This window comes from Sulfurimonas sp., from assembly GCF_028714975.1.
GTDB lineage: Bacteria > Campylobacterota > Campylobacteria > Campylobacterales > Sulfurimonadaceae > Sulfurimonas.
Map to the genome: position 1 here is coordinate 1 of NZ_JAQTLH010000003.1, position 24,235 is coordinate 24,235.

At 36.4% G+C, this 24,235-nt stretch carries 28 protein-coding genes; 2 read left to right on the forward strand and 26 right to left on the reverse strand.

The window, feature by feature from the left end:
• Positions 1 to 245: 245 nt before the first annotated feature.
• From mnmA to aroQ, 10 genes are read right to left on the reverse strand one after another with little or no spacing between them, the layout of a single operon-like run.
• A complete protein-coding gene (mnmA, locus tag PHQ93_RS03320) occupies positions 246 to 1,274 on the reverse strand; it encodes a tRNA 2-thiouridine(34) synthase MnmA (protein ID WP_299940844.1) in 1,029 nt (342 codons plus the stop codon).
• Between the two features lies 1 nt (position 1,275).
• Positions 1,276 to 2,049 carry a TIGR00730 family Rossman fold protein gene (locus tag PHQ93_RS03325; RefSeq protein WP_299940846.1) on the reverse strand — a complete coding sequence of 258 codons (774 nt, stop codon included), beginning with the start codon at positions 2,047 to 2,049 and terminating at the stop codon, positions 1,276 to 1,278.
• A gap of 13 nt (positions 2,050 to 2,062) precedes the next feature.
• Entirely contained in the window at positions 2,063 to 2,923 is an 861-nt protein-coding gene (fliY, locus tag PHQ93_RS03330) for a flagellar motor switch protein FliY (RefSeq protein WP_299940849.1), read from the reverse strand.
• A gap of 3 nt (positions 2,924 to 2,926) precedes the next feature.
• Positions 2,927 to 4,018: a flagellar motor switch protein FliM gene (fliM, locus tag PHQ93_RS03335; RefSeq protein WP_299940852.1), complete on the reverse strand. Its 1,092-nt coding sequence runs from the start codon at positions 4,016 to 4,018 to the stop codon at positions 2,927 to 2,929.
• Position 4,019: 1 nt separating this feature from the next.
• Positions 4,020 to 4,703, reverse strand: a complete 684-nt coding sequence (locus PHQ93_RS03340) for an RNA polymerase sigma factor FliA (RefSeq protein WP_299940855.1) — start codon at positions 4,701 to 4,703, stop codon at positions 4,020 to 4,022.
• On the reverse strand, positions 4,704 to 5,033 hold the full coding sequence (locus PHQ93_RS03345) for a hypothetical protein (protein ID WP_299940858.1): 330 nt from the start codon (positions 5,031 to 5,033) through the stop codon (positions 4,704 to 4,706).
• Between the two features lie 22 nt (positions 5,034 to 5,055).
• Positions 5,056 to 5,931 carry a P-loop NTPase gene (locus tag PHQ93_RS03350; protein ID WP_299940861.1) on the reverse strand — a complete coding sequence of 292 codons (876 nt, stop codon included), beginning with the start codon at positions 5,929 to 5,931 and terminating at the stop codon, positions 5,056 to 5,058.
• The gene (gene flhF / locus PHQ93_RS03355; protein WP_299940864.1) at positions 5,928 to 7,199 is read right to left on the reverse strand and encodes a flagellar biosynthesis protein FlhF; all 1,272 of its coding nucleotides are present in this window, start codon (positions 7,197 to 7,199) and stop codon (positions 5,928 to 5,930) included. The genes PHQ93_RS03350 and flhF overlap by 4 nt, the downstream gene beginning before the upstream one ends.
• On the reverse strand, positions 7,196 to 7,684 hold the full coding sequence (gene folK, locus PHQ93_RS03360) for a 2-amino-4-hydroxy-6-hydroxymethyldihydropteridine diphosphokinase (RefSeq protein ID WP_299940867.1): 489 nt from the start codon (positions 7,682 to 7,684) through the stop codon (positions 7,196 to 7,198). Before folK ends, flhF begins: the two co-directional genes overlap by 4 nt.
• 3 nt (positions 7,685 to 7,687) lie before the next feature.
• Positions 7,688 to 8,173 carry a type II 3-dehydroquinate dehydratase gene (gene aroQ / locus PHQ93_RS03365; RefSeq protein WP_299940870.1) on the reverse strand — a complete coding sequence of 162 codons (486 nt, stop codon included), beginning with the start codon at positions 8,171 to 8,173 and terminating at the stop codon, positions 7,688 to 7,690.
• Between the two features lie 88 nt (positions 8,174 to 8,261).
• Between aroQ and PHQ93_RS03370 the strand changes: the two genes are divergently transcribed.
• Entirely contained in the window at positions 8,262 to 9,485 is a 1,224-nt protein-coding gene (locus PHQ93_RS03370) for a metal-dependent hydrolase (RefSeq protein ID WP_299940872.1), read from the forward strand.
• On the forward strand, positions 9,473 to 10,342 hold the full coding sequence (gene sppA, locus PHQ93_RS03375; RefSeq protein WP_299940875.1) for a signal peptide peptidase SppA: 870 nt from the start codon (positions 9,473 to 9,475) through the stop codon (positions 10,340 to 10,342). Before PHQ93_RS03370 ends, sppA begins: the two co-directional genes overlap by 13 nt.
• Before the next feature lie 11 nt (positions 10,343 to 10,353).
• On the opposite strand, the gene PHQ93_RS03380 is transcribed toward sppA, so the two are convergent.
• The 16 genes from PHQ93_RS03380 to flhB are packed head-to-tail and all read right to left on the reverse strand — an operon-like array spanning position 10,354 to position 24,235.
• Entirely contained in the window at positions 10,354 to 10,821 is a 468-nt protein-coding gene (locus PHQ93_RS03380; protein ID WP_299940878.1) for a methylated-DNA--[protein]-cysteine S-methyltransferase, read from the reverse strand.
• 8 nt (positions 10,822 to 10,829) lie between these two features.
• Entirely contained in the window at positions 10,830 to 11,243 is a 414-nt protein-coding gene (locus PHQ93_RS03385) for a hypothetical protein (RefSeq protein WP_299940881.1), read from the reverse strand.
• 51 nt (positions 11,244 to 11,294) lie between these two features.
• The gene (locus PHQ93_RS03390) at positions 11,295 to 11,894 is read right to left on the reverse strand and encodes an FmdE family protein (RefSeq protein WP_299940884.1); all 600 of its coding nucleotides are present in this window, start codon (positions 11,892 to 11,894) and stop codon (positions 11,295 to 11,297) included.
• A complete protein-coding gene (gene xseA, locus PHQ93_RS03395) occupies positions 11,891 to 13,153 on the reverse strand; it encodes an exodeoxyribonuclease VII large subunit (RefSeq protein ID WP_299940886.1) in 1,263 nt (420 codons plus the stop codon). The genes PHQ93_RS03390 and xseA overlap by 4 nt, the downstream gene beginning before the upstream one ends.
• 8 nt (positions 13,154 to 13,161) lie before the next feature.
• Positions 13,162 to 13,872, reverse strand: coding sequence for a bifunctional demethylmenaquinone methyltransferase/2-methoxy-6-polyprenyl-1,4-benzoquinol methylase UbiE (gene ubiE, locus PHQ93_RS03400; protein ID WP_299940889.1), 711 nt, complete (start codon positions 13,870 to 13,872; stop codon positions 13,162 to 13,164).
• 5 nt (positions 13,873 to 13,877) lie between these two features.
• Entirely contained in the window at positions 13,878 to 14,861 is a 984-nt protein-coding gene (ribD, locus tag PHQ93_RS03405) for a bifunctional diaminohydroxyphosphoribosylaminopyrimidine deaminase/5-amino-6-(5-phosphoribosylamino)uracil reductase RibD (protein ID WP_299940891.1), read from the reverse strand.
• Positions 14,862 to 14,878: 17 nt separating this feature from the next.
• The gene (locus PHQ93_RS03410) at positions 14,879 to 15,328 is read right to left on the reverse strand and encodes a ribosome maturation factor (RefSeq protein WP_299940893.1); all 450 of its coding nucleotides are present in this window, start codon (positions 15,326 to 15,328) and stop codon (positions 14,879 to 14,881) included.
• A 7-nt stretch (positions 15,329 to 15,335) separates the two neighbouring features.
• Entirely contained in the window at positions 15,336 to 15,686 is a 351-nt protein-coding gene (gene rbfA, locus PHQ93_RS03415) for a 30S ribosome-binding factor RbfA (RefSeq protein ID WP_299940896.1), read from the reverse strand.
• Positions 15,683 to 18,322, reverse strand: coding sequence for a translation initiation factor IF-2 (gene infB / locus PHQ93_RS03420; protein ID WP_299940899.1), 2,640 nt, complete (start codon positions 18,320 to 18,322; stop codon positions 15,683 to 15,685). Before infB ends, rbfA begins: the two co-directional genes overlap by 4 nt.
• Positions 18,306 to 18,569, reverse strand: coding sequence for a DUF448 domain-containing protein (locus PHQ93_RS10715; protein WP_367278364.1), 264 nt, complete (start codon positions 18,567 to 18,569; stop codon positions 18,306 to 18,308). Before PHQ93_RS10715 ends, infB begins: the two co-directional genes overlap by 17 nt.
• A 42-nt stretch (positions 18,570 to 18,611) precedes the next feature.
• Positions 18,612 to 19,493, reverse strand: a complete 882-nt coding sequence (gene thrB / locus PHQ93_RS03425; protein ID WP_299940901.1) for a homoserine kinase — start codon at positions 19,491 to 19,493, stop codon at positions 18,612 to 18,614.
• Between the two features lie 7 nt (positions 19,494 to 19,500).
• Positions 19,501 to 19,962 (reverse strand): hypothetical protein, encoded by a 462-nt coding sequence (locus tag PHQ93_RS03430; protein WP_299940903.1) that lies wholly within the window; start codon positions 19,960 to 19,962, stop codon positions 19,501 to 19,503.
• Entirely contained in the window at positions 19,955 to 20,839 is an 885-nt protein-coding gene (lpxC, locus tag PHQ93_RS03435) for a UDP-3-O-acyl-N-acetylglucosamine deacetylase (protein WP_299940906.1), read from the reverse strand. The genes PHQ93_RS03430 and lpxC overlap by 8 nt, the downstream gene beginning before the upstream one ends.
• Position 20,840: 1 nt before the next feature.
• Positions 20,841 to 22,211 carry a M23 family metallopeptidase gene (locus tag PHQ93_RS03440; protein WP_299940908.1) on the reverse strand — a complete coding sequence of 457 codons (1,371 nt, stop codon included), beginning with the start codon at positions 22,209 to 22,211 and terminating at the stop codon, positions 20,841 to 20,843.
• Entirely contained in the window at positions 22,208 to 23,152 is a 945-nt protein-coding gene (locus PHQ93_RS03445) for a bifunctional oligoribonuclease/PAP phosphatase NrnA (RefSeq protein ID WP_299940910.1), read from the reverse strand. The genes PHQ93_RS03440 and PHQ93_RS03445 overlap by 4 nt, the downstream gene beginning before the upstream one ends.
• A gap of 30 nt (positions 23,153 to 23,182) precedes the next feature.
• Complete coding sequence (gene flhB / locus PHQ93_RS03450) at positions 23,183 to 24,235, reverse strand: flagellar biosynthesis protein FlhB (RefSeq protein ID WP_299940912.1); 1,053 nt, start codon at positions 24,233 to 24,235, stop codon at positions 23,183 to 23,185.

Genomic DNA, 24,235 nt, shown 5'->3' on the forward strand with positions numbered 1-24,235 from the left:
GACGGTTGTTGTTATATTAGTTATTTCTAAGTAAACTTATTAGTGACTAATTAACTTTTTTTAAAGTTATACAGTCTATTTACTTGCTTAGTTTTCAATGATCTCAAACTATCTAAAAACCTCTACTCAAGGCTTCTTCAGGTCCTAAACTTTAGGTCTCTGTGTTTGTGGATGGGAATTATAGACAAATGATTCTTAGGAGAGGCTTAAATTTTAGGGGGATTTGGAAAGTTTGAATATTTTATTTAATTCTCTTCTATCCAGCCTCCGCCTATCAACTTATTACCTGTATAAAAAACGGCTGCTTGACCCGTTGCTACGCCAAAAGCACTCTCTTTTAACTCTACATATGCCTTAGAGTCTTTTACAATGACATGGCATGCTACGGCTTTGGTTCTGTATCTTAACTTAACTGTAGTATCAAACTCTTTTTCTTGCGTATAAAGGTTTAGGTTGCCAAGAACAACGCTATTGCACTCTAAATCCTCTTTTTTTCCTACTACTATCTGATTTTTTTTGGCATCTATACTTACTACATAGTGAGGGTCATGAGCGCCCTTAACCGTAAAACCTTTTCTTTTTCCGATTGTATAGTGCATATATCCTCTGTGTTCGCCTACTACATTTCCCTCTTTATCTAGTACTTCGCCTATCTTATCTACTTCAACATAATCTTTCAGTAAGTCGGTATAAGTAGTTTCAACAAAACAGATTTCTGTTGATTCGCCCTGCGATGCAAATGACGCAAGTCCTTCTATGGAAGCCGCTAGCTCTTTAATCTCGCTTTTTTTCTTATTTCCGAGTGGAAACAGAAGTCTTTGCAATATATTTTTATCGACATAAAAGAGAAAATAGCTCTGATCTTTTGTATCATCGTCCGCTTCATAAAAATATTTTCCGTCAGTTTTTATGTAATGTCCTGTTGCAATATAATCTGCTCCTATCGTATCTGCAAACTTAACCATTTCGCCGAATTTTAAGCTTCTATTGCATAATGCACAAGGATTCGGTGTTTTTCCTTCGGCATAAGTATCTATAAAGGGTTGAAAAACTTCTCTGTTAAAAGTATCTTGCAAATCTATTACATGTAGTTTCATGCCTACAAAATCAGCAGCTCTTTGAGCTCTTGCCTGATTAATCTCATGATATCCTACTTTAGAGTGAAGCTTCATATATAAACCTTCAACTTCATAGCCCTCTTCTTTTAAAAGCAGTGCAGATATCGTAGAGTCTACGCCTCCGCTCATTCCGACTAAAACTTTCTTATTTTTCATACTATCGGGCTTCTTTATTGTCTATGTTTTTATCTTTAAAAAATTCTATAAGTGATTTGCTATACTGAGTATCGCCAAGTCCACACTCTTGAAGAATTTTAATTTGATTTAAAACAGATGCCTCAATCTCCTCGACTACTTGCTCTAAATCATCTGTAAGTCTAATCTGTTCAAAATCTTCTTGAGTAATCATGCCGTTTTTATATAACTTATTTTCAATAAATTTAAAAAGAGGCTTGTAATAAGAGACTCCTATCATAAAAACTTTAACACCTGTTATTTTTTTTGTTTGTATAAGCGTCAAAGCCTCAAAGAGCTCATCCAACGTTCCGTAACCGCCCGGAAAAATAACATAGGCTATAGAGTATTTGACAAGCATTACTTTTCTTGAAAAGAAATAATCAAAACTTAGCTCTGTGGTAGTAAATTTATTTGGGATTTGCTCAAACGGAAGATCTATATTCAGACCGATAGATTCAACATTTTTATATTCAAACGCACCTCTGTTTGCGGCTTCCATAACTCCCGGTCCACCGCCCGTCATTATATTAAAACCTCTTTGTGCCAATATAGAAGACAACTCTTGCGCTTTTTTGTAATACTCGCTACTACTGTCTACTTTTGAGCTTCCAAACATAGTAACCGTAGGTCCAAGCTCTCCTAATTCGTCAAAACCTTTTACAAAATCTGCGATAATTTTAAAAACACTCCATACATCGGCTGATTTAATCTCTTTAATATATTTTTTGGCTAAATCATCTCTATTTTTACGCATTTAAAATTATCCCTTATGATCTTAACTGATTAAGTCTCTCTCTCTTTGTCCCTATTGTCGTTATCTGAACACCGAAATTACCGTCTACGATAACAACTTCACCCTCTGCTATAACATGGTCGTCTACTAATATCTCAAGCGGATCGTTTGCCAATTGATTTAACTCTACCACAGAACCTATATCCATATTTAAAACGTCTTTTAAGAGCATTTTTTTCTTTCCGATTCTAACTTTTACCGGAAGTTTAACATCCATAATAAGGGATATATTACTCATCTCTTCATTGTTTAAAGAAACTGCGGGTGCATTGCCTTGTGTTTTATAGGAGTCAAATGTTTTTTCTTCCACGGATGGTTTAGGTTTATTTAACATCGCATTTTCCAGATTTTCATCAATAATGAACATAAAAAGAGATTTTACATTTTCTATTTTAAAAGTGTAAACAAACATTTTGCTGTAATTTTCTAAAGAGATCTCTTTATTTTCTCCGATATACTCAACTTTGTCTACACTAAAAGAGAGAATCGGCAGCTCTTTTTGAGCAGATAAACTATTTCCGATTGCACCAAATATATTTGAAGTAATCTCTTTTGCAGCATCTAAGTCGTCATCGCTGATATCTTCTCTGCCGCTTCCCTCTTCGCCCATCATCATATCGGATAAAGAAGCAACCAAATTTGGTGTCAAAGCAATCATCGCCGATGCCTTTACACTTCCGCTTACGGTTATGTGCAGCAATACTATCGGAGGAATTATATTTGAAATAATACTTAACTCTTGCTCCTCTTTTAACTCTAACGATGGAGCTTGACCTATCAAAGCTTCAATAGTGCCTACTGTTTCGCTCTCAAATAGCTTCATAAAATTACTCATTGCCTACTCCTCTTCTAATCTCTGTTCTTCATCAAGCATAATATCTTTAACGCCTGATATTTTTTCTCGTCTTATAGTTTCAAAACTCTCCAATGCTCTTTTTACCGCATCTTTTTCAGTATCAATCACTTCAGTAATTTGAATGGATTTTCTGAATCTTCTAAGCCCGATTTTACCGCGAAATCTGTCTTTACCGTCAATACAAAGCGTAACAATATCATCAGCAGGGCTTGTAAGTCTGACAATATCACCGTTTTGCAGCTCCAAAATATCTCGCAAAGTTAATTCAACATTTCCCAGTATCGCTTCTATCCCTACTTTTGCACCGCCAAGAAGCACCTGAAGTTCCGTATTTCTACTCTTTTTTGTGCTTGTTTCATTTAGCATTAAATCTCTACTCGCTAATTTAGGCAAAATCGGCTCAAGCGCAATTACAGGATAACAGATATTCATCATACCTGAACTTTGTCCGATAATAATCTCCATAACGACCATTACGACAATCTCATTTTGAGCAACGATTTGTACAACATTCGGGCTTGATTCTTTAGACTCGATATTTGGAAAAATATCCATAACCGGTCCCCAAGCCTCTTTTAGAGTACTCATCATAACTCTTAAAATAGTTTCAAAAAGACTAAGCTCTATATCAGAAAATTCTCGGCTTGCATCAAACGGTTCACCTTTTCCGCCCAAAAGACGATCCAGCATAGGGAAAGCTATGGACGGATTAATTTCAATAACACCGCTTCCCTCTAACGGTTTTATCGAGAAAACATTAAAACTTGTAGGATTCGGCAGAGACATCAAAAATTCACCGTATGTCATCTGATCTACGGAGTGCAGTTGTATCTCGACGATTGATCGCATTATGGAAGATATCTGAGAAGCCAGCGACCTTGCCATTTTATCGTGAATACCGCGAAATGCACGAAGCTGCTCTTTTGAAACCCTATTTGGTCTTTTAAAATCGTAAAGAGTTACCTGCCTTTGCGAGACGGGCGAATCATCACCACTATCAAAGACATCACTATCTTCATCATCAACAACATCTAAAAGAGCGTCTATCTCTTCTTGTGAAAGTATATCTGCCATCTTAAGCTCCTATACTCTCTTTAATTTTATGGATTACAGATTTATGAATTTGTGAAATTCTTGATTCTGTAATATTTAGCATTTCGCTAATCTCTTTTAAACTTAGTTCTTCAAAATAGTAGAGTTGTATTATCAACTGTTCTCTCTCGCTATATTGGCTAAGAACCGTTTTAATAATATTTACTAATTCTTCTCTCTCTATATTTGCAAGTGATGCACCGTCATCACCTGTCTGAAGTTGATCATGCAGTGGCATTACCGTATAAATTGATGAAGCTATTCTTGCTTCATGTATTTTTTCTACGCTCTCATTTAAAATCTTTGCCAACTCTTCATCACTAGGTATTTCATCATGAATTGCTCTATAATCTTCAACTGCATAATCAATTGCCTTAATTAGTTTTCTACTAGCGCGGCTAAGCACATCTAGGCTTCTTAAATAATCAAGCATAGCTCCATAAACTCTTTTTTTGGCATATCCCCAAAACGAGTCATTTAAACCCTCATCATATCTTCGGGCTAATTTTATAAGCTCTTCAGTTCCTATAGCCGATAAATCCATATAGTCGATAGAACTGGGAAGCCTCTCTTTTAGCCTAAATGCCATAGCTTTTACGGCAGGCAAATATTGGATTGCCAGTTCATCTTTTTTGTGCTTAAGATCTTGTGTGTATGCGGTAACCATCTATTTTTTCCCAACATCTAAAGCATTTGTCTTTACTGCAATATCTGTAATTTTTATAGCTGAATCTATTAGTTTTTCTCGTTTATTTATCTCGTTTACAAATAAATCAAGCTGCTTCTCATGTAGTTCTTTTGGGAAAAAATAGAGTTTTCCGATAGTAGTTCTATAATAAAATGCAATAATTATATGAGAAAATAGGTAAAAAAATGCAGTTATAAAAAATGTATATATAAACAAGCCCTCCGCATCAAATGATTTTAGCACACCAAAAACTATTCCTACAAAAAAACCTTGAACAGTAAAAAAGTATACAAAATTTTCACCTAACATTTACAACTGCCCCGAATTTGATTTAGAAATGTTTTATCAAGCGTCTAAAAAGCCCCGATAACCCGCTCTCACTAGGTGTAACAAGCACATCTCGTTCCAAATTTTTATTAATTGCATTTGCTATATCGACTATATCCTTGTGCACTACCGAACCAGCATGTGAAACAGCAAAAAGTGCTCTCTGTTTTACGGAAGATGAAACCTTAATATCGCTGTTAATCTTTCCGATTAGTTTTAAATTTAATTTATCACCGATATTGGCCAAAGCTACTTTTTTTATCTTTTCATATACCGCCACCGCCTCTTTTTCACTTTTTACCTGATTCATTATCAGGCTTATATCATTTCTTGTAGTCGCTATCGTTTTTATAGTGGCATATGCATCCGTTATTGCCGCGGGATCCGGTACTGTTACGACTATAACATCATCCGCCGCATCCAAAAACATCTGAATATGCTCTCCTATGCCCGCGCCCGTGTCTATTATCATAATATCTAGTTTATCTAAAACTTCGGCTTCGCTCATAAATCTCTCAAATAGAGCTTTATCGGAATATTTTAGTATCTCATCACCGCTTTCGCCCGGAATAAGAATAAGATTTCTCGTAATTGGAATCAAAATATCCGAAACACTCGCTTCGCCTTTTAGTACATGCAATATATTTTTCTTTATTTTTACATTAAACATCACATCTAAATTTGCAAGACCGATATCGGCATCGAAAATACCGACATTAAGCCCGCTTTGAGAAAGAACATAGGCTAAATTAGAACTTATAGTGCTTTTTCCGACACCGCCTTTTCCGCTTGTTATAGCAATAAAACGGGTTTTTTTAGATCTTTTTTGCAAAGAAGATGAAACGAGTTCTTCTAGCTTTTGAGCCTGATGACCTATCATGTTTTACTCCTATTGAAGCCGTTTAACAAGCACTCCACTAAAAAATCACTGCTTGCACAAACCAAATCTTCCGGAACTTCTTGACCGACTGAGAAATAACTTATCGGTTTTTTTGTCTCATAGGAGAGAGAAAATATATTTCCAAAACCTCTAGTCTCATCCAATTTGGTAAACATGAGAGTATCGATATTGAGAGTTGAAAAGTTATCATATGTAGATTTTAAATCTTCATACTTGATGGAACTCGGCATAACTAAAACAACATCAATATTATATTTTGTATCATTTCCGTCTAAACACTCATAAATTTTTTCTATTTTTGTTTTATCATACGGACTTGAACCCATCGTATCGATAAGAATATAATCACAATACCTAAGCGAATCAAGCGCGCTTGCAAAATCTATCGGGTCCACAACCGTCTCAATACCCAATTTCATCATTCTAGCATACTGCATCAACTGCTCAACAGCACCGATACGGTAAGTATCTAACACTACTAAACCGACTTTATATTTTTTTTGCATAAGATATGAGTATCTTGCCGCCAATTTTGCCACGGATGTCGTTTTGCCGACTCCCGTAGGACCGACTAACATCATAACTTTTTTGTTTCCTACCGAAGGAGTACTCTCCAACCTGACAGGCACCATTTTTCTAAGAAGCGTCTGAAAATACCTTTTTATAGTTTCCGAATTTTCTCTCATTCTAAAAGGCATATGTTCCAGCGTCATTCTCATAATCGCATCAAGATGTTCTCTGTTCATACCGCTTTGAGAAGCAAGACGATAAATTTCCGCAAATTCTGAGGGAATATGACTCTCCAACTCAGGTGCCTTTTCGTCCCAAAACATATTTTGGATAATTTTAACTTTATCGCCTAGTTTTGCTATTTCTGCTTTTATCTCTTTGAGTTCTTTTGGCTCAAAAGTAGCTTGTGATTTAGGCTCTTGATACTCATGAAGAGGATCTCTTACATCTGCGATTTTAGATATCTGCTGCGCCGCATAAGAGATGTCATACAAAACATCGGCACTTTTTTGGGTAAGCGGTCTGCCGTCTTTTGGCATAGTGTTTGTTTTTTGGTATGTGCTATGCGTCGAGTCACTTTCTATGCCCATAACTATCTCATAAAGAGCCTCACGCCCTAATGATTTTTTCTGAACCTCTTTTGTATCGATATGAAGCATATTTTCATAATTTGGGTCTAATCTAGCTTTTTTAAGAGCCTCGGACGGTGTTTTTCCCGTAAAAGTTAATATCTTCATCTATATATATCCATTAATGGTATCAGCACACTCTTTCTCTCAAACCACTTAGCATGCGGGATTTGAAGCTTTGGCGTTTTAACAACTCTGTTATCAAAAAAAATAATATCCAAATCTAGCGTCCTTGGAGCATTCATAAAGCTTCTTTTGCGTGCAAATTTTTTCTCTAATCTCATCAAATAGCCTAAAAACACTCTGGGTTGCATATTTGTCCCCAGTAAAATTATTGAATTAAAAAAATCATCTTGATTTACAAAACCAAAAGGAGGATTTTTTAAAATCAACGATGTCTGGAGCAGCTCAACCCTTTTATCTTTTTTTAAATAAAAATATAAGCGATTAAATCTTCTCACTACATCACCGACATTTCCGCCGACTCCGACGGTAGCGATATATCTATGCGAATTCTTTCTAGAGCTCTTATAATCGGCGCGTAAATTTTTAAAAGTCTCTAAACTTCTATTTAATTTACGCTTTATATACATAGACTAGTTTGCTTGGGCAGCTTGAGACTGTTTTTGCATCTCTTGAACCGCTTTTATCTCATTCATTATTTGCACCATTCCGACCATTGCAAGATGATACCCAAAAGGTCCGAATCCTACGATAGAAGATGTACAAACGGGAGCAATCATATTTTGCTTTCTAAACTCTTCACGACGATGGATATTGCTAATATGAACCTCTATAGTAGGAAGATTTACGGCTGAGATTGCATCGCGTATAGCAATTGATGTGTGAGTGTATGCCGCTGCATTGATAATAATACCGCTAGCGTCTCCATAACACTCTTGAATTTTATCTACTAATTCACCCTCGAAATTACTTTGAAAAAACTCTATCTCTATCCCGCTTTGAGTTGCAAAATCTCTCATTTGCGAATGTATCTGCTCTAACTTCATTGAACCGTAAACTTGCTGTTCTCTTACTCCCAACATATTTAAGTTTGGTCCTTGAATCACTACTAATTTCATACTCTGCCTTTTTAAAATTACAATTTTTAAGGAGCTATTTTATCTAAATTAAGCATAATCTATTTTAAATTCTAAAAAAAGATTAAATATGCAGATAATTACTCCAAACTATATTTTAACGCCTGATACACTTCTCTCAAATATGTCGGTTGCTTTTGATAAAACCATACGAAAAATTGCTCCGCTTGAAGAGTTGAAAAAAGAGTTTGCTGATGCCGATGTGATAGAACTAAAAAAGAATTCACTTCTAATGCCCGGTCTTATAAATGCACATGTACATATAGAATTTAGTGCCAACAAAACAGAACTCTCTTACGGAGATTTTGTCTCTTGGCTTTACAGTGTTATAGAAAACCGCGAAGAGCTTGTAAACGGCTGCGGCGACGAATGTATGGCAAAAGCGATTAATTCCATGTTAGAGTCCGGAATTACGACATTCGGTGCGATTAGCTCGCACGGTATGGATTTAGATGTTTGCGCAAATGCTCCTCAAAATGTTGTTTTTTTTAATGAACTTATCGGTTCGCAGGCGACCATGGCAGATGCGCTTTTTGGCGATTTCTTAGCAAGGCTTGACGCTTCAAAAAGCGTTAAAAGAGAGGGATTTTACCCCGCCGTTGCTATCCACTCGCCATACTCCGTTCATCCGATTTTAATCAAAAAAGCACTCCAGAAAGTCAAAAATGAAAATCTTAAACTCACAGCCCACTTTATGGAGAGCAGTGCCGAGAGAGATTGGCTTGATAAGAGCGATGGTGATTTTAAGGGATTTTTTGAAAAATTTTTAAAACAAAACTCTGCCGTAAGTGATTCAAAAGAGTTTTTAGAGCATTTTGATGGTTTTAGCACTCTTCTAACACATGTTGTAAATGCTAATGATGAGGAGTTGAAAAAGCTCTCTTTAAATGGACATACAGTCATTCACTGCCCTATTTCAAATAGACTTTTAGGAAATGCTACGCTCAATATCAAAAAGCTAAATGACAATAATATAAAGTGGATAGTAGCAACGGACGGGCTTAGTTCAAACTATAAACTTGATTTGTTTGAAGAGATGAAGATGTCTCTTTTTATGCACTCTAATGCTCCTCTTGTGAAATTTGCAGATGCCCTTATAAAAAGTGTCACAATTAACGCTGCCGAGGCGCTTGGAATCAATACGGGAGCAATAGCTGAGGGTAAAAATGCGGATATGATTGTACTTGATTTAGACAAAGAACCAAACGATGAGTTAGCCGTTCATTTAATACTTCATAGATATAATATCTCAAAAATTTACATTAATGGGACATTAGTAAAATGCAGTCTATAAAAAATATATTTTCTCCGATTTTAGCAATAATGAAATTTATTCAAGATCATTTTAAAGCTATGATTTTTTTACTTATAGTTTTTCTGATTTTTGCACCGCAAAGCAATGATGATTTAACACAAAACAATCTTCAGCAAATAAACCTCTCCGGTCCTATTATGGAAGTTGCAGAGGTCGTAAAACAGATTGATGAAGCAGCCTCAAATAAGCTCATCAAAGGTATTTTACTAAATGTCGATTCTCCCGGCGGAGCGGTTGCACCCTCTATCGAAGTTGCCTATGCGGTAAAAAGAGCAAGAGAGATAAAACCGGTTGTCGTTTATGCCAGCGGAACGATTGCAAGCGGCAGCTACTACGCAAGTATTTGGGCAAATGAGATAATCGCAAATCCCGGTTCTATGGTCGGAAGCATCGGTGTAATTATGCAAGGGGCTGATGTGAGTGAACTTATGAACAAAGTCGGCATCAAATCCCAAAGCGTTCAAGCCGGAAAATATAAAAAAGTCGGAGCAAGTGATCGAGAGTGGACGGAATATGAAAAAAATGAGTTAAATAAAGTAATATACGGAACATACGACCTCTTTACTGCTGATGTTGCGGCTGCAAGAGGATTGGATATAAACAAAAGAGATACTTTTGCAAATGCCCATATATTTACGGCTCATCAAGCGAAAGATGTAGGCTTAATAGACAATATAGGTGTTGCATATGATGCTAAAAATAGATTAATTGAACTTAGCGGGGTAACTAAACCGAAATGGAATGAAGAGGATAAAATTGATAAAATCATGAAAAAACTCTCTGCACAAACGGCAGTTACTCTTCACACCTACTTTCCCGCTTTGGTGTTAAAATAAAATCTCTACTTTTACTCTTTCTCAAGAGAGAGTAAAAACTCTTTTCTCCATAATCCTCCGCTATACCCGCCTATGCTGCCGTTTGAAGAGATAACACGATGACAAGGTATAAGAATAGAGATTGGGTTCTTGCCATTTGCATTTGCGACTGCTCTTGTAGCTTTTGGATTGCCGAATATTTTTGCCTCATTTGCATATGATAGCGTTGAGCCGTAGGGTATTTTTAACAGTGTATCCCAAACACCCTTTTGAAATATAGTCCCGCTTGGAGAGAGCGGTATGGTAAAAATCTGTCGTTTTTTTGCAAAGTATTCCCCAAGTTCCACTTCTAATTGAATTAAAAGCGAATGGTTTGAGTTCTCATCCGCTACCGACAAGTCGTCTATAAAATCAAGATAAGAAAGAGCATCATCGTCTGCTTTAGCTATCATTTTGCCGATCGGAGTCGCGATAATGCGTACAAAAGAAGATGATTTCACGGGGCTGATTATTTCTCTTTTTTTTCTGGCTTTTTTCTAAACATATGGTATTTTTCTCTCTCAAGCAGATCTTCAACATATGACGGTTCTGCTTTTTTTACATTTTTCCAAATACCCGATGGAAGTCTTACTTGAAGTCTTTTCTTCTCTTTTAGTTTTATAATCTTTTTAATTGAGAGTATTTTTGAAACAGGAGAAAAGTCGACATCAGTTAAATCTATATCATTTTTATAAAAAAGCGTCTGCTTGTTAAAGTTTCCCCATCCCGGAATTCCATCTTCGGTATAGGGAACTTCATAATCGTTTTTAAAATTTACCATCAGTTTATAGTGGCTATTTTCAAAAATTTGAGAAACTTCACCTGCACCGAACACCAAACCATAGACGCTGTCTCCGACTTTAGCATTATCAAAATAAGCCATGTTATAATCCTCTTTTTTTTAGGATTATACACTATATTTATTACTAAAAAATTACAGTTCTACTACTTTAACGACGCTAGATTTGTTTTCAAATATTCTCTTAACTCTGTCTTGCCAAAGCGCACCGAACTCTTTTATCTCTTCCTTATTCGCCATACCGCCCATCATTTTTTGCATCAACTGCTGCATTTTAGGATTTCCGCCGATTGATGAAGGATCATAATATACATCCACGCTTTTGCCGCTGTCGGCTCTTGTAAATCTGACAGATGCACTGATATCTGCATTAAAATCCATCAAAGAGTGTCTTGCAAATTTCCCTGCCAGCCCTTTAAAACCGCTTTTGTCGGTTGCACCCGTGATTTGAGAAACAACATTGCTGATTACGCCTGCAACTCCGTCTTCAAGAGACTCTTTAAACTTAACTTTAATCTCCCCTCTAACTGCTAAAGAGTTAGGATAAAGAGCTTTTAATCCCTCTAAAGTGATTAAATAAGCCCCTGCAACAGTCGGACAACTATGCCCTGCCGATTTTACTGCATCTAAAAATGTAAACTCATATATGCCGTCTTCAAATGCACCTAAAACATTTGAGAGCGGATCTACAACTTTAATACTCTCTACACTGTTAAAAAACTCCGGATATTTCATACAAACCCCTTTATATCTATTTTTTTAAGAACTTTTGCGCTTACGACAACTTCATCACTCATCAAATCAAAGGTTTCATCTACTTTAAGCGATGAAATATCAATAACTTTGGAATCTTTAGAAATCTGTGCAAAACCCTTTTTACTTCTGAATTTTGGATGGTTGGATTCTAACATTTTTTGCAGACTTGATACTTGATTTTGAGCAATATTGATTTTATTCTCAATCACATAAGGAAATCTATCTCTTAAGAGTTCCATATCTTTACCAAAGCTTTGCATCTTAAATGAAATCGTTTGATTTAGCGTCTCTCTTATCTGCTTGATTTCATCTATTTTTTGAGTTATTTTTTTCTCAATCGAGTGTTGCAAATAGAGATTTGTAAGATGCGTAAGTTCCTGTTTGGAGTTATAAATTTTCTGTTCTATTTTTTGAGTAAAAGCAGATACAAGGGAGTCGATGTATTGATAAAGTTCATTAGAATCAGGCAATATCATCTGCATCGCGGCACTGGGTGTTGGAGCTCGCAAATCTGCTACAAAATCGCTTATAACCCAGTCTATCTCATGACCAACAGCGGAAACGATAGGCGTTAGGGCTTTAAAAATCGCATCTGCGACTATCTCTTCATTAAATGCCCACAAGTCCTCTATGCTTCCGCCGCCGCGACCTACCACGATTATGTCATACCCTTTGGTATCGGCCAAAGAAAGAGCTTTTACGATAGAAGAAGAAGCATTTTCTCCTTGAACCAAAACATCATAAATATCAATTTCCAAAGCTCTGTATCTGTTCTGTGCCACTCTTAGCATATCTTGAAGAGCTGCACCCGTTGCAGAGGTAATTAGGGCGATTTTTTTCGGAAATTTAGGAAGTTGCTTTTTCCTTGAGGCATCAAAATAACCCTGAGCCGATAGTTTGTTTTTCAACTGCTCGTAAGCCAAAGCCAAAGCGCCATGACCGGATGGCTGTATCGTAAAACAGTTTATTTGATACTCGCCGCGCGGTTTATATAAAGTTACGGCTCCATCAAGAATTACTTTTAATCCTTCTTGGAGTTGAAACTTTAGTTTTGCGGCGTTTGCTTTAAAAATAACGGCTTTAATCGTCGAGTTTTCGTCTTTGAGCGTAAAATAGATATGACCACTGTTGTGAAAAGTTATTCTTGAGAGTTCTCCCTCTACCAAAACTCTCTCAAATGTACTCTCAAGCAGAGTTTTTATCTGCTCATTGAGAGAAGAGACACTTAGGGTATACACCTTTTTACCTATTTTTTTCTTGCTATTAAGAGGGTTGAGATATCCATCGAGAAACTTTTTGCATAAACAATTTCAAATCCTGCATCAACAAGCTCTTTTTTCATATTTTCAACCGTTGAGAAATCCTCTATGGAGTTTGGCAGATATTCGTATGCTTCTAGGTTTTTAGAGATAAAACCGCCGATTTTCGGCAAAACTTTATTCATGTAAAAATCTCTGATTTTTCCAAGCATTGACGGATTTTCGTTTTTCATAAACTCAAGTATTACTACAAGACCGCCCTGTTTTAAAACTCTGTTAAACTCTCTTAGGGCTGCTTCTCTCTCAACGACATTTCTGATGCCGTATGTAATGCTTAAGATATCAGCACTGCTATCTTGAAGAGGGATTTCAGTTGCCTTTGATATATGGTAGTTAAATTTAGGAAATTTCTCTCTTGCTACACTCACCATTCCATTTGATGGGTCAACACCGACTATCTCTCCAACTGCTATACCGTTTGTCTCTGATCTTTTTTTCCAAAAGTCCATCATATCACCGGTTCCGCAAGCAACATCCACAATTTTATCAATAGAGTCTTGTGCATAAAAACCATATGCTAAATCACAAGCCTTTCTTCTCCAGCTCTTATCCACTCCCATGCTCATAACACGATTTGCAGTGTCGTATGTAGGTGCGATATTATCAAACATCGATACTATTTTTTCTTGTTTTTCCATAACTCTTAACCCCTTCTCATCCACATAATTATATCTTGCTCATCTTTTTGTATATTTAAAATATCAAATTTATCTTCAATTCCCGTAAAATTCATATTTCCGCCGATTTGCGCTGACAAAAAACATAGATAATAATCGACAAAATCTTTAGAGAGTTCAAACATACTTTGTCCCCCCTCAATCATAATGTTTTTATAATTTTCTAAAATAGAAAAATTGTCAGAAATTATTACTTTTCTGTCATTGACATTAAAAAGCGGGATAGTTTTATCAAACTCCGTGCTTTTTGATACGATTAATATATCCGGCGCTCTGCCATCAGCAAGCCTTGCATCTAAAGTAGGTCTGTCAATTCGTACCGTATTTCCGCCGATAACTAACAAATCACATACATCTCTCATGGCATGAACTAAAGTTCTGGAACTGTTTGAACTTATAGTTCCGCCGTCAACCGTACCGTTTAATCTCTGTGCCCACTTAAAAAAAACAAATCTCTTGCTTTGCCATAATTTAAAAGGGTTTAGCAAAGCATCGCACTCTTTTGCTAAAACACAATTTTCAACTTCAATATCTGCATCTTCGACTATTTTATTGCCGCCGCAAGCTGCTTCATTGGAGTCTAATGAACCGACAAAAAGTTTTTTTATTTTAAGTTTTGATAGAAGAGTCGCGCAAGAGGGTGTTTTGCCTATATGTGAACATGGCTCTAATGTTGTAAAAACAGTTATGCCGTTAAAACAGCCATTATGATTTTCTAAAAGATGTGTGTGTATTTGAGCTGAAGTAGTAAGTTCTAAAATTTTTTCATCATTTGTTAATTTAAAATACGCTGTTTTCAACGCTTCTACTTCAGCATGCGGCTCTCCTGCTCTCTTGTGAGCTTCCACTGCTAAAATTTCACCGTTATTTCCGACAATAGTACAACCTACTGCAGGATTTGCAAAAGTAACACCTTGATATTTCCAAGCCTCTCTCAAGGCTAAGTTCATGTAAAACTTTTTGTCAATTACCATTCAAAGTATGTTTTAGCTTTTGAAATTTGAGAAAAATCAACTACAACTTCTTCGCCATCAACATCTAAAAAAATCTTAGAATCTTCAACTTTAAGGAGTGTCCCCAGAAGTTTAACTTTTGCTTTTAATGTAAGAGCAACTTTTTCTCCGACTGACATTTCAAACTGTTTTATAGAGCTGATTTTTCTCTCTATTCCTGCACTTCCCACTTCAAGTCTATAATCTCCGGAAACAGGCGGTTTAACATCAAGAAGAGGGGAGATAAGACGGGTTAGATTAACGCACTCATCTAAACTGACACCCTTTCTTTTTCCATCTTCAAAAGTGCCTGAAAGCACATTTACTCTATAGATAGTGTCATCGCCGTCTCTTGCTACAGAGATATCATAAAGCTCTAAACCTACTGATTTGGCAAAAAGTTCTATATCTTTTTCTAAACTCATAAACTACCTACTCTTTAGCAATTTTTTTAAACAACTCTTCAATACTTTGAGCTTTTTTTAGTTGTTCATCAAACTCAAATGTAAATTTTACAGGGCGAAACCAGCCTTGATCTTTCATACAAAAATCTTCTACGATAGGTCTGGCTTTTTTTAGCAATTTTAAAAACTCACCCTTCTCTTCTTCACTAAATGAAGCTGGGTCAATGTAAACTTTAGCATCACTTCTGCCGCGTGAGCATTTGACATCTATAACGGTTAACTGATGCAATCTTTTATCATTTAAACTGCCAAGAGCTTCTGGAATCAATTCTAAGAGAACCGACTCCGTTCTCTTTACTTTTATCTGGGCTTCTGTCACAGAGATACTTTTTGTTCAATTTTTTTGAATGTTTCAATTACATCGCCGACAATAACATCATCATAGCCTTTAATCATAACACCGCACTCATATCCGTAACCGATCTCTTCAACATCATCTTTGAAGCGTTTTAGTGAAGTCAATGAACCCTCATGTACGACGACTCCGTTACGAATAACACGAACAAGACCGCCGCGAACAAGCTTACCGTCAACAACGACACATCCCGCAACCATACCCTTAGGAGATTTGAATGTATCTCTAACTTCTGCTTGACCTGTATTTTCTTCACTGAATTTCGGCGACATCATTCCAGTTAGCATGCCTGTCATATCATCAAGAAGTTGATAGATAATAGAATAAGTTCTTATATCTACATTTCTCTGTTTAGCTAACGCTTTTACACTACCTGTCGGACGAACATTAAATCCAAGTAAAACACAGTTTTCGCTATTTCCGACAAGTTCAACATCATTTTCGGTAATTCCGCCGACACCTGAGGAGATAATATTAATTTTTACTTCATCATTTCTCAGTTCACCAAGTGCACTTCTAATTGCCTCAAGCGAACCGTGAACATCTGTTTTAAGAACGACTTTAAGAGATTTTAATCTTCCCTCTGCAATCATGCTAGTCATATCTTCTAGCGTAGATTTTGTACTATGAGACAACTCTTTATGTCTGTCATACTCATGTCGTTTTTGTGCATACTCTCTAGCCTCTTTATCGCTAGCCATCGCCATCATGACTTCACCGGAAGGCGGAACTTCATTCAAACCTACAACCACTGCCGTATGACTAGGTTTTATGCTCTTAATCTGTTGCTTATTCTCGTTTATCAGAGCTTTTACACGACCGTACGAACTACCACAAACTACATAGTCTCCGACTTTTAAAGTTCCGTTTTGAACAATTACGGTTGCAACGGGACCGCGACCTTTTTCTAATGAACTCTCAACTACGGCAGCTTTTGCCATCGCATTTTCATTTGCTTTAAGATCTAAAACTTCTGCCGTGAGCAAAATATTTTCAAGCAAATCATCGATTCCCATTCCTGATTTTGCAGAAAGCGGAATAAACTCGATATCTCCACCCCAATCAATCGGATTAAGACCACGCTCAGCCATTTGAGCTTTTACCATATCAGGGTTAGCAGTCGGTTTATCCATTTTATTGAGTGCTACAATAACAGGAACTCCCGACTCTTTTGCCAACTTAATAACTTCATCCGTTTGAGGTTTAACACCGTCATCCGCAGCTACGACTATAATGATAATATCGGTAACATCGGTACCTCTTTGTCTCATTTGAGAAAATGCCGCGTGACCCGGAGTATCAATAAAAGTAATTGCTTTTCCGTGTTGCTCGATTGTATAAGCACCGATATGCTGCGTAATACCGCCTGCCTCGCTAGCCGTTACTTTTGCTTTTCTAATCGCATCTAAAAGTGATGTTTTACCATGGTCGACATGCCCCATTATAGTAATTACAGGCGGTCTCTCAGTGGCATTCTCATCTATCTCTTGTGATAAATCTTCTTCATAATTAAACTCATTTTTCGGGTCAATTATAGTTACTTCTACACCAAACTCTTCAGATAAAATCTCAATCTCGTCATTTCCTAAAAAGTCATTTTTTGTCTTCATTACACCGAGATTAAACAGAGTTTTTATAACATCGGAAATCGGGCGGTTTAATTTCTCTGCAAATTCGTAAACACGAATATCTTCAGGAATTTCAACATGTGTTATAACTATATCTTCCGGCTTGTCCTTAGAATATTTTTTTCTCTTATCGCGAGAAACATTTTTTACTTTCGGCGCTGATTTTTTATTTGAATTTCTACCAAGCGGCTTCGGAAGTTTAGATTTTTTTGGCTCATCTGCAATAATTTCATGTCTCTCCGTAGCATTTAAGTCAAGTAAAACAATCTGGTCATCCATGTCCATAGAAACTTCGCTTAAAGATCCTCCAAAAATATCAATTTTTACGCCTTGCTCTTGCTTTTTGGCTCCGGAACTCTGTTTTATTTTTTTCTTTTTTGCCAACTCTTCTAAAACTTCGGCACTTATTTTGCCGTAAGAAGATACTGTCGGAGTCTGTTTTACCGGCTGAGCATGGCTTTGAACATTTTTTTCCTCTTCTCTTGGCTGTTTCTTTTTAACAATTTTAAGTCCGGATGGCTTTATCTGCATTTTTTTAGGATCGACAATATCTAATGCACTGTCATCTTCTTTAGTCTCTTTTTCTTCGGCTTTTGCCACCGATGCGACCGCCTCAGAATCTTCTTTTTTCTCGATTTTCTGAACTTCTCTTACGGAAGTATCTTTGTTTACACTCTCCGTATGTGTTGCTTTTGGTGCTGTCGTCTCTATTTTTTTGATTTCATCTTTAGGAGTTTTTTCTTCTTTTTGAGTATCACTTATTGATTTAACAGGCGTATTTGTTTCTGATTTCGGCGTTTCTGCATGTTCACCGCTCATAATATAGTTCATTAAGCCTTCAGCTTCTTGCATTGTAACTGAACTGTTTGCTGATTTTACATCAATTCCCATATCCAAGGCTTTTTTAACTACATCTTTAGAAGCTATTCCTAGCTCTTTAGCAATTTCGTGTACTCTAACTTTTTCTGTCATCAGTGATGATCTCCTTTAGTATGTTCGAAAATTTGTCCCTATCCCCACTTTTGCATTGTCGCATAAGTGCTTTTAATACTTTTTTGCTATCTTCAAGACAAATTTTACATATATAAAAACTTCTACCGTTACCTCTAAAAAGACTAAGTTGTGAATCTACGCACTGAAGTCTGATAAGATTGTTTTGTGCATCTCTTTGCCTGCAAGATATACACATCCTAAGAGGTTGATTAAATTTTTTTGCCATTATATCCAAAAGTTCCTTGATTTATAGAAGAAGTAAACGAACTTATTTATCTACAATAAGCCCGTCATTATCAAAATCTAATATTTTTACGACAAATTCAGGAAATTTTTGACTAAGCTTGTTGGCTATCGCTGCCGAATCCTCATCGTAAACCATTGAAAAAAATGTAGATCCGCTTCCTGAGAGCGTACTCATAAGCGCTCCGCTCTCATACGCTATTTTTTGTACGTTAAAAAGCTCCGGCAGAGTTTTCATTCTGGCTTTTTGATGAAACCTGTCTTGAGAAGCAAGTTTTAAAATTTCCCAATCTTCATTAAAAAATGCAGCAACACTGAGTGCCGTATGAGAAAGATTGTAAACGGCATTCTCTTTTGAATATGATTTTGGAAGAAGCGTTCTTGCTTTTGCCGTACTCATCTGTTTGTTCGGTATAACAACAACTGCTTTAATATAGTTTGGAAGATGTTTCTTTTGGGAAAAAACTTTTCCTTTCTCTACCGTAGCGGCATTAAAACCGCCCATAACCGCTGGAGTAATATTATCGGGGTGGGATTCATAAACTAGCGCATGATTGAGTATTCTTCTGTTTGAAACTTTAATTCCGGCAGCCTCATGAGCACTTGCAATTGCACTTACAATTACCGCAGATGAACTTCCAAGCCCTCTTGACATCGGTATTTGGTTATAAAAGGTAAATTTAAAACTTTGTCTTTTTTTTGTCAATCTATTGTAGTGTTCATTAAAAATACTAATAAATAAATTATTACCTTTTAATTTTGGGTTATCTTCACCTTCGCCTTTAATGCTTACACTAAAAAATTTCGATGGATGAAATTCAACTATATTTCTTAAATCAACTGCTAAGCCTAAAGAATCAAATCCTGGTCCAAGGTTCGCACTGGTTGCCGGTACACTTACTGTCACTTTATTCCTATCCAACCGCCCCGATGCCATAAAGAGGAGTAGCAGTTGTGCTAAACTCACTATACTCAAGCACATCCGGAAGCATAAAACTTACCTCTGGCGCTATTTCTAGTTTTTGAGTTTTTATTTCTGATGAAACTTTAACAAAAAATAGCTTTCCAATCGCTTTGATTGGCTGATTTTTATTAAAATAAAATGCATCTGTTGCTAAAAGCGGTATATTTTTTAATATGCTCATTGATTTTAGAAATATATATGCTATTTTTATTGCCATAAAACTACCCGGTCCATTGGCATAAAAGAGTTTTTTTATCACATACTTGCGTGATAGCTCATCAAATATTTTTGGCAAAATATCTGAACTTTTTTCGTGAGTTACAATAGTCTCTATAAGTCTGTTATCTTCATATATTCCTACTTGAAGCGGGGAAGAGAGGGTAATAAAGAGTAAATCAACACTCTTAAGCATACGCTTTTTCTAACTCTTTTGTTTTCTCGCCGACAAGTTCTACCACTTCATAATTTTGAGCATCTTTTAAAAGCTCAAGTGTAAGCTTATGATTAAGGTCATGACTTCCCGCCATTGCTTCGTAATTACCTACAAAATTCATACCGATAAGAGCCATATCGCCGATTGCATCAAGTATTTTATGTCTTACAAACTCATCGGAGTATCTAAGCCCCTCTGGATTTAAAACTTTTTTCTCATCTAAAACGACGGCATTTTCCAGTGATCCGCCAAGAGCAAGACCTTTTGAGCGAAGATATTGAACTTCATGCAAAAAACCGAAAGTTCTGGCTCTTGCTATCTCATCTTTATAATTTTGCTTTGTAAAATTTAAAACATACTCCTGTTTTTGAATAACCGGATGCGGAAATTTGATAGTAAAACCATACTTCAAATCCGGTGATGGAGAGAGCTTTACATATTTGTCTCCCTCTTGAACTATCACCTCTTTTTTTATAAGCATAATTTTTTTAGGCACATCCAATTGGACTACTCCCGCCTCATCTAAAAGCATACAAAAACTTGCACTGCTTCCGTCCATTACGGGAATCTCATCGGCATCAACGACTATTCTAAGATTGTCAATTCCATAAGCATAAATAGCAGATAACATATGCTCGATTGTTGAGATAACATAACCGTCTTTTCCGATAACCGTAGCCATCTTCGTATCAACAACATTGTCGGGAATAAGAGGAATAGCTACATCTACATCGCTTCTGTAAAACACAAGCCCGCTGTTTGATTCTAACGGCTCTAGCTTTAATTTAACCGCAGAACCCTTATGCAACCCTATTCCAACCAGCTCGACACTCTTTTTTATAGTTGTCTGATACATATCATCCCTTGTTCATAATCTCTTTAGCACTATTTATAACATCCGTTATATTTAACTTCATCCAAGAACGATCCATCCACTCTGCAGGACGAACCTCAATACCTTGAATAAGGACTCCAAAATGTAGATGATCTCCCATAGCATATCCGCTTTTACCTGTATTTGCTATACTCATACCCGGTTGTACGGTATCCCCTATATTTACATTTAGAGTTGAACAGTGACCGTAAAGTGTATATAGACCCAAACCGTGATGAATAATAGGCATATTTCCGTACAAACCGTTATAAGCAGCATAAACAACTTCGCCGCCGTTTTGAGTTTTTATCTCAGACATTGCATTGCTGGCTAAATCTATTCCCATATGGTATGCCTCACTAACAACCTTCTCTTCATAAGAGTAGATTCTATGATCACCAAACTGAGCGACGACGGCACCGTTTATAAGAGGATACATCTCAGTTATGGCAAAATCGCTAATCATTTCCGTCGGTACTTTTGACGTTACCTCATGAATCAATTTCTCATTTTTTATTCTTACCGTTTCATTAATCATTTTAAACTGCTCTATCGGAACGGAAATACCCTGTGTTTCATCAAACTCTTCTGCCAAATCGGCAATCTTTCCTTTTAAAAAGTCATTACTTATCTTTATATTTGAAACATTATAAATTTTATTTTGTAAAAAGAACGGAACATACGCTTGAGATACATTTTGTGCATGATCTTTTGCAACAACGGTCGCTTTAAAGTTCTCTTCCGTAATAGGCCAAGCTATAAGAGATATAAAATATCCCTCTTTGTAAAACGGCTGTGCTAAAAATTTTTTACCGAAATTTGTTTCGACATAAAACTCTTTTAAATTTTCATCCTCTGCCTTAAATATAACAAGTGCGGCACCGCCCCTGCCTATTTTATATGAATTTGAAACAATATTTAGCTGCGGTCTTTTTTTATCGATAATATATTTAGCTTCGGCTACAACGCTGTTTCCTTTGAAAAAGTTCCATTTACTCGCATCTAGCGCTTCAACAATTATTTTAATCTCTTTATCTTTCATAACATAAGCACTCTTTGGCGGTTCTACTTTTACATGCACTGATTCTTTAGGAACCATAAACTGCTCATGATACAAAACCGTCTCTTCTGCAGAGCTCTTTAGAGTAACTTTGTATGATTTTAGTCCGCTTGCATCATTTATCGCAATCTCAAGCGGATTTTTTAAATTCCAATATCCGCCGCTTTGCATTGAAATCTTTGGAGCATCTTTCTCAAACGTTGCTGAATTATATACATAAAAAACTCCGCCCGCAATCATTGCAAATATACCCAACAGCACAAATGAAGAGCCGTTATTTCTTCTTCTTTTCAAACTAAAAATCCTTTTTTTATTAAAATTAATACTTTATTTTTTGCTTCTTCTAAAGACAGAGTGCTATTTAGATCAAAACCTGCTCTATATGCATGTCCGCCGCCCCCGACTTTAGAGGCGATTTTACCGACATCGGCACTAGATTTTGAACGAAGCGAACCTTTTATCGTAAAATCGCTGTTTTGTCTAAGAAGCAGGGCAACTTCTACATAAGCGAGATTTAACGACTCTTCAAGCGGAGCTTCGCAATCATCTGCAACTGCGCCACTTGCCCTCATCTCTTCATCGCTGACGCAAAATAGCGCAACTCTTCCGTCACACTCAAGCGACATATTTTTAAACATAATCGCTTTTAATCTCAAAGCTGCCAACGAGATGCTTTTCATGATATTTTTATTACAAAGCTTAAAATCAGCCCCTAATTCTATCAATGTTTTTACATTAGCAAATGTCGTGCCATCGACTCTATCGGATAAAAAAGCATCAGAATCATCCAACAATCCTGCATATAAAGCCGTTGCCATCTTTTTGTTTATTTTTACGCCGTTTGTCGTAAAAAAATCATATAAAATCTCAGTCGTACTTATAAAATCAGCTTTAACAAAATTCACGCTGCCGTAAAAAGTGTTGCCAGCATGATGGTCTATGTTTATCAAATCACACTCTATCTCTATGCCCAAGCGTTTTTTATCGGCACAATCGAGTGAAATTGCCAAATCGGCAGAGCTAGGAAAAGATGTTCTAATCTTTTCAAACCACGGTACACATGAGAGTTTTTGATCTATAATTTCTGTTTTGCAAAACCATGAAACTTTTTTATGATTTTGTAACAAAAAACTATACATCGCACTTGCACTGCCTATGGAATCCGCATCAGGGTTTAGATGGGATACCACAACGATATGGTCGGCGCTCTTTATCATTTGTATAATTTCGTTCATAAAAACTCTCTTTAGATTCAAAATTATATACTATTTCCTATTCATTTTATAAACATAAGCTAAAACTTCTGCAACTGCTGCAAAAAGCTCGGCAGGAATAGGTTTGTCCAAATCTACTTGTGCATATAAATTTCTGGCAAGCGGAGGATTTTGAACTACATGTACTCCATTTTCTCTGGCTATTTTTTTAATCTGCTGCGCTATATTGTCCATACCTTTTGCAACAACAATAGGCGCATGCGACTTCTCTTCGTCATACTTTATGGCAACCGCATAGTGGGTCGGATTTGTTATAACTACATCCGCGCTAGGAACTGCCGCCATCATTCTTTTTCTTGAAGCCTGCATCTGAATTTGACGGATTTTTGCTTTAATGTGCGGATCTCCATCCATATTTTTCATCTCATCTTTAATCTCTTGCTTACTCATCTTCAAGCCGTCAAAATACTGCTTTCGAACTATTATCAAGTCAATCATGGCAAAAACAAATATAATCAAAAGCATTACAAATGCGATAATAAGAGCTTTATCCTTAAGCCATCCCATCTGATCGGCAAGCCCAAAGAGCGCAACGGTCGGCAACTCAACTATAAATAAAAAGAAAAAAATAAATCCAACGCCTAAAGTTGCAAAAGATTTAAATGTTATCTTTATGCTTTCAATCATTTTTTTTATTGAAAATAGATTTTTTATTCCTTTAATAGGGTCTAGTTTTGCAAAGTCGGGAGTAATTGCTTTTGTCGTAAATAAAAAGCCAAATTGAGCGACTGCAGCAGCCACACCGGCAACTGCAACAGCGATAGAAAGCGGCATTATTATAAGAAGAAACTCTCTAATCGTTACTATAGCGATATCAATCATCAGTGCCTTATCAAGAGGCATACCCAGCAGTGAAAAATAGTACTTAAACAAAAGTACTATATGCTCTTTCATATATGGAAAAAGTAGTAAAAAAGCTAAAATTGCAACAAAGAGAGTTATAACCCCTGAAGTATCTTGAGATTTAGGAACATTACCCTCTTTGCGGGCATCCTCTATCTTCTTGGGGGTGGGTTCTTCGTTTTTTTCAGCATCATCTGCCAT

Excerpts from the sequence above, each read along its gene's own strand:
- mnmA (WP_299940844.1), bottom strand. The coding sequence starts at position 1,274 with ATGAAAAATAAGAAAGTTTTAGTCGGAATGAGCGGAGGCGTAGACTCT.
- PHQ93_RS03325 (WP_299940846.1), bottom strand. The coding sequence starts at position 2,049 with ATGCGTAAAAATAGAGATGATTTAGCCAAAAAATATATTAAAGAGATT.
- fliY (WP_299940849.1), bottom strand. The coding sequence starts at position 2,923 with ATGAGTAATTTTATGAAGCTATTTGAGAGCGAAACAGTAGGCACTATT.
- fliM (WP_299940852.1), bottom strand. The coding sequence starts at position 4,018 with ATGGCAGATATACTTTCACAAGAAGAGATAGACGCTCTTTTAGATGTT.
- PHQ93_RS03340 (WP_299940855.1), bottom strand. The coding sequence starts at position 4,703 with ATGGTTACCGCATACACACAAGATCTTAAGCACAAAAAAGATGAACTG.
- PHQ93_RS03345 (WP_299940858.1), bottom strand. The coding sequence starts at position 5,033 with ATGTTAGGTGAAAATTTTGTATACTTTTTTACTGTTCAAGGTTTTTTT.
- PHQ93_RS03350 (WP_299940861.1), bottom strand. The coding sequence starts at position 5,931 with ATGATAGGTCATCAGGCTCAAAAGCTAGAAGAACTCGTTTCATCTTCT.
- flhF (WP_299940864.1), bottom strand. The coding sequence starts at position 7,199 with ATGAAGATATTAACTTTTACGGGAAAAACACCGTCCGAGGCTCTTAAA.
- folK (WP_299940867.1), bottom strand. The coding sequence starts at position 7,684 with ATGTATATAAAGCGTAAATTAAATAGAAGTTTAGAGACTTTTAAAAAT.
- aroQ (WP_299940870.1), bottom strand. The coding sequence starts at position 8,173 with ATGAAATTAGTAGTGATTCAAGGACCAAACTTAAATATGTTGGGAGTA.
- PHQ93_RS03370 (WP_299940872.1), top strand. The coding sequence starts at position 8,262 with ATGCAGATAATTACTCCAAACTATATTTTAACGCCTGATACACTTCTC.
- sppA (WP_299940875.1), top strand. The coding sequence starts at position 9,473 with ATGCAGTCTATAAAAAATATATTTTCTCCGATTTTAGCAATAATGAAA.
- PHQ93_RS03385 (WP_299940881.1), bottom strand. The coding sequence starts at position 11,243 with ATGGCTTATTTTGATAATGCTAAAGTCGGAGACAGCGTCTATGGTTTG.
- PHQ93_RS03390 (WP_299940884.1), bottom strand. The coding sequence starts at position 11,894 with ATGAAATATCCGGAGTTTTTTAACAGTGTAGAGAGTATTAAAGTTGTA.
- ubiE (WP_299940889.1), bottom strand. The coding sequence starts at position 13,872 with ATGGAAAAACAAGAAAAAATAGTATCGATGTTTGATAATATCGCACCT.
- ribD (WP_299940891.1), bottom strand. The coding sequence starts at position 14,861 with ATGAACTTAGCCTTGAGAGAGGCTTGGAAATATCAAGGTGTTACTTTT.
- PHQ93_RS03410 (WP_299940893.1), bottom strand. The coding sequence starts at position 15,328 with ATGAGTTTAGAAAAAGATATAGAACTTTTTGCCAAATCAGTAGGTTTA.
- infB (WP_299940899.1), bottom strand. The coding sequence starts at position 18,322 with ATGACAGAAAAAGTTAGAGTACACGAAATTGCTAAAGAGCTAGGAATA.
- PHQ93_RS10715 (WP_367278364.1), bottom strand. The coding sequence starts at position 18,569 with ATGGCAAAAAAATTTAATCAACCTCTTAGGATGTGTATATCTTGCAGG.
- PHQ93_RS03430 (WP_299940903.1), bottom strand. The coding sequence starts at position 19,962 with ATGCTTAAGAGTGTTGATTTACTCTTTATTACCCTCTCTTCCCCGCTT.
- lpxC (WP_299940906.1), bottom strand. The coding sequence starts at position 20,839 with ATGTATCAGACAACTATAAAAAAGAGTGTCGAGCTGGTTGGAATAGGG.
- PHQ93_RS03445 (WP_299940910.1), bottom strand. The coding sequence starts at position 23,152 with ATGAACGAAATTATACAAATGATAAAGAGCGCCGACCATATCGTTGTG.
- flhB (WP_299940912.1), bottom strand. The coding sequence starts at position 24,235 with ATGGCAGATGATGCTGAAAAAAACGAAGAACCCACCCCCAAGAAGATA.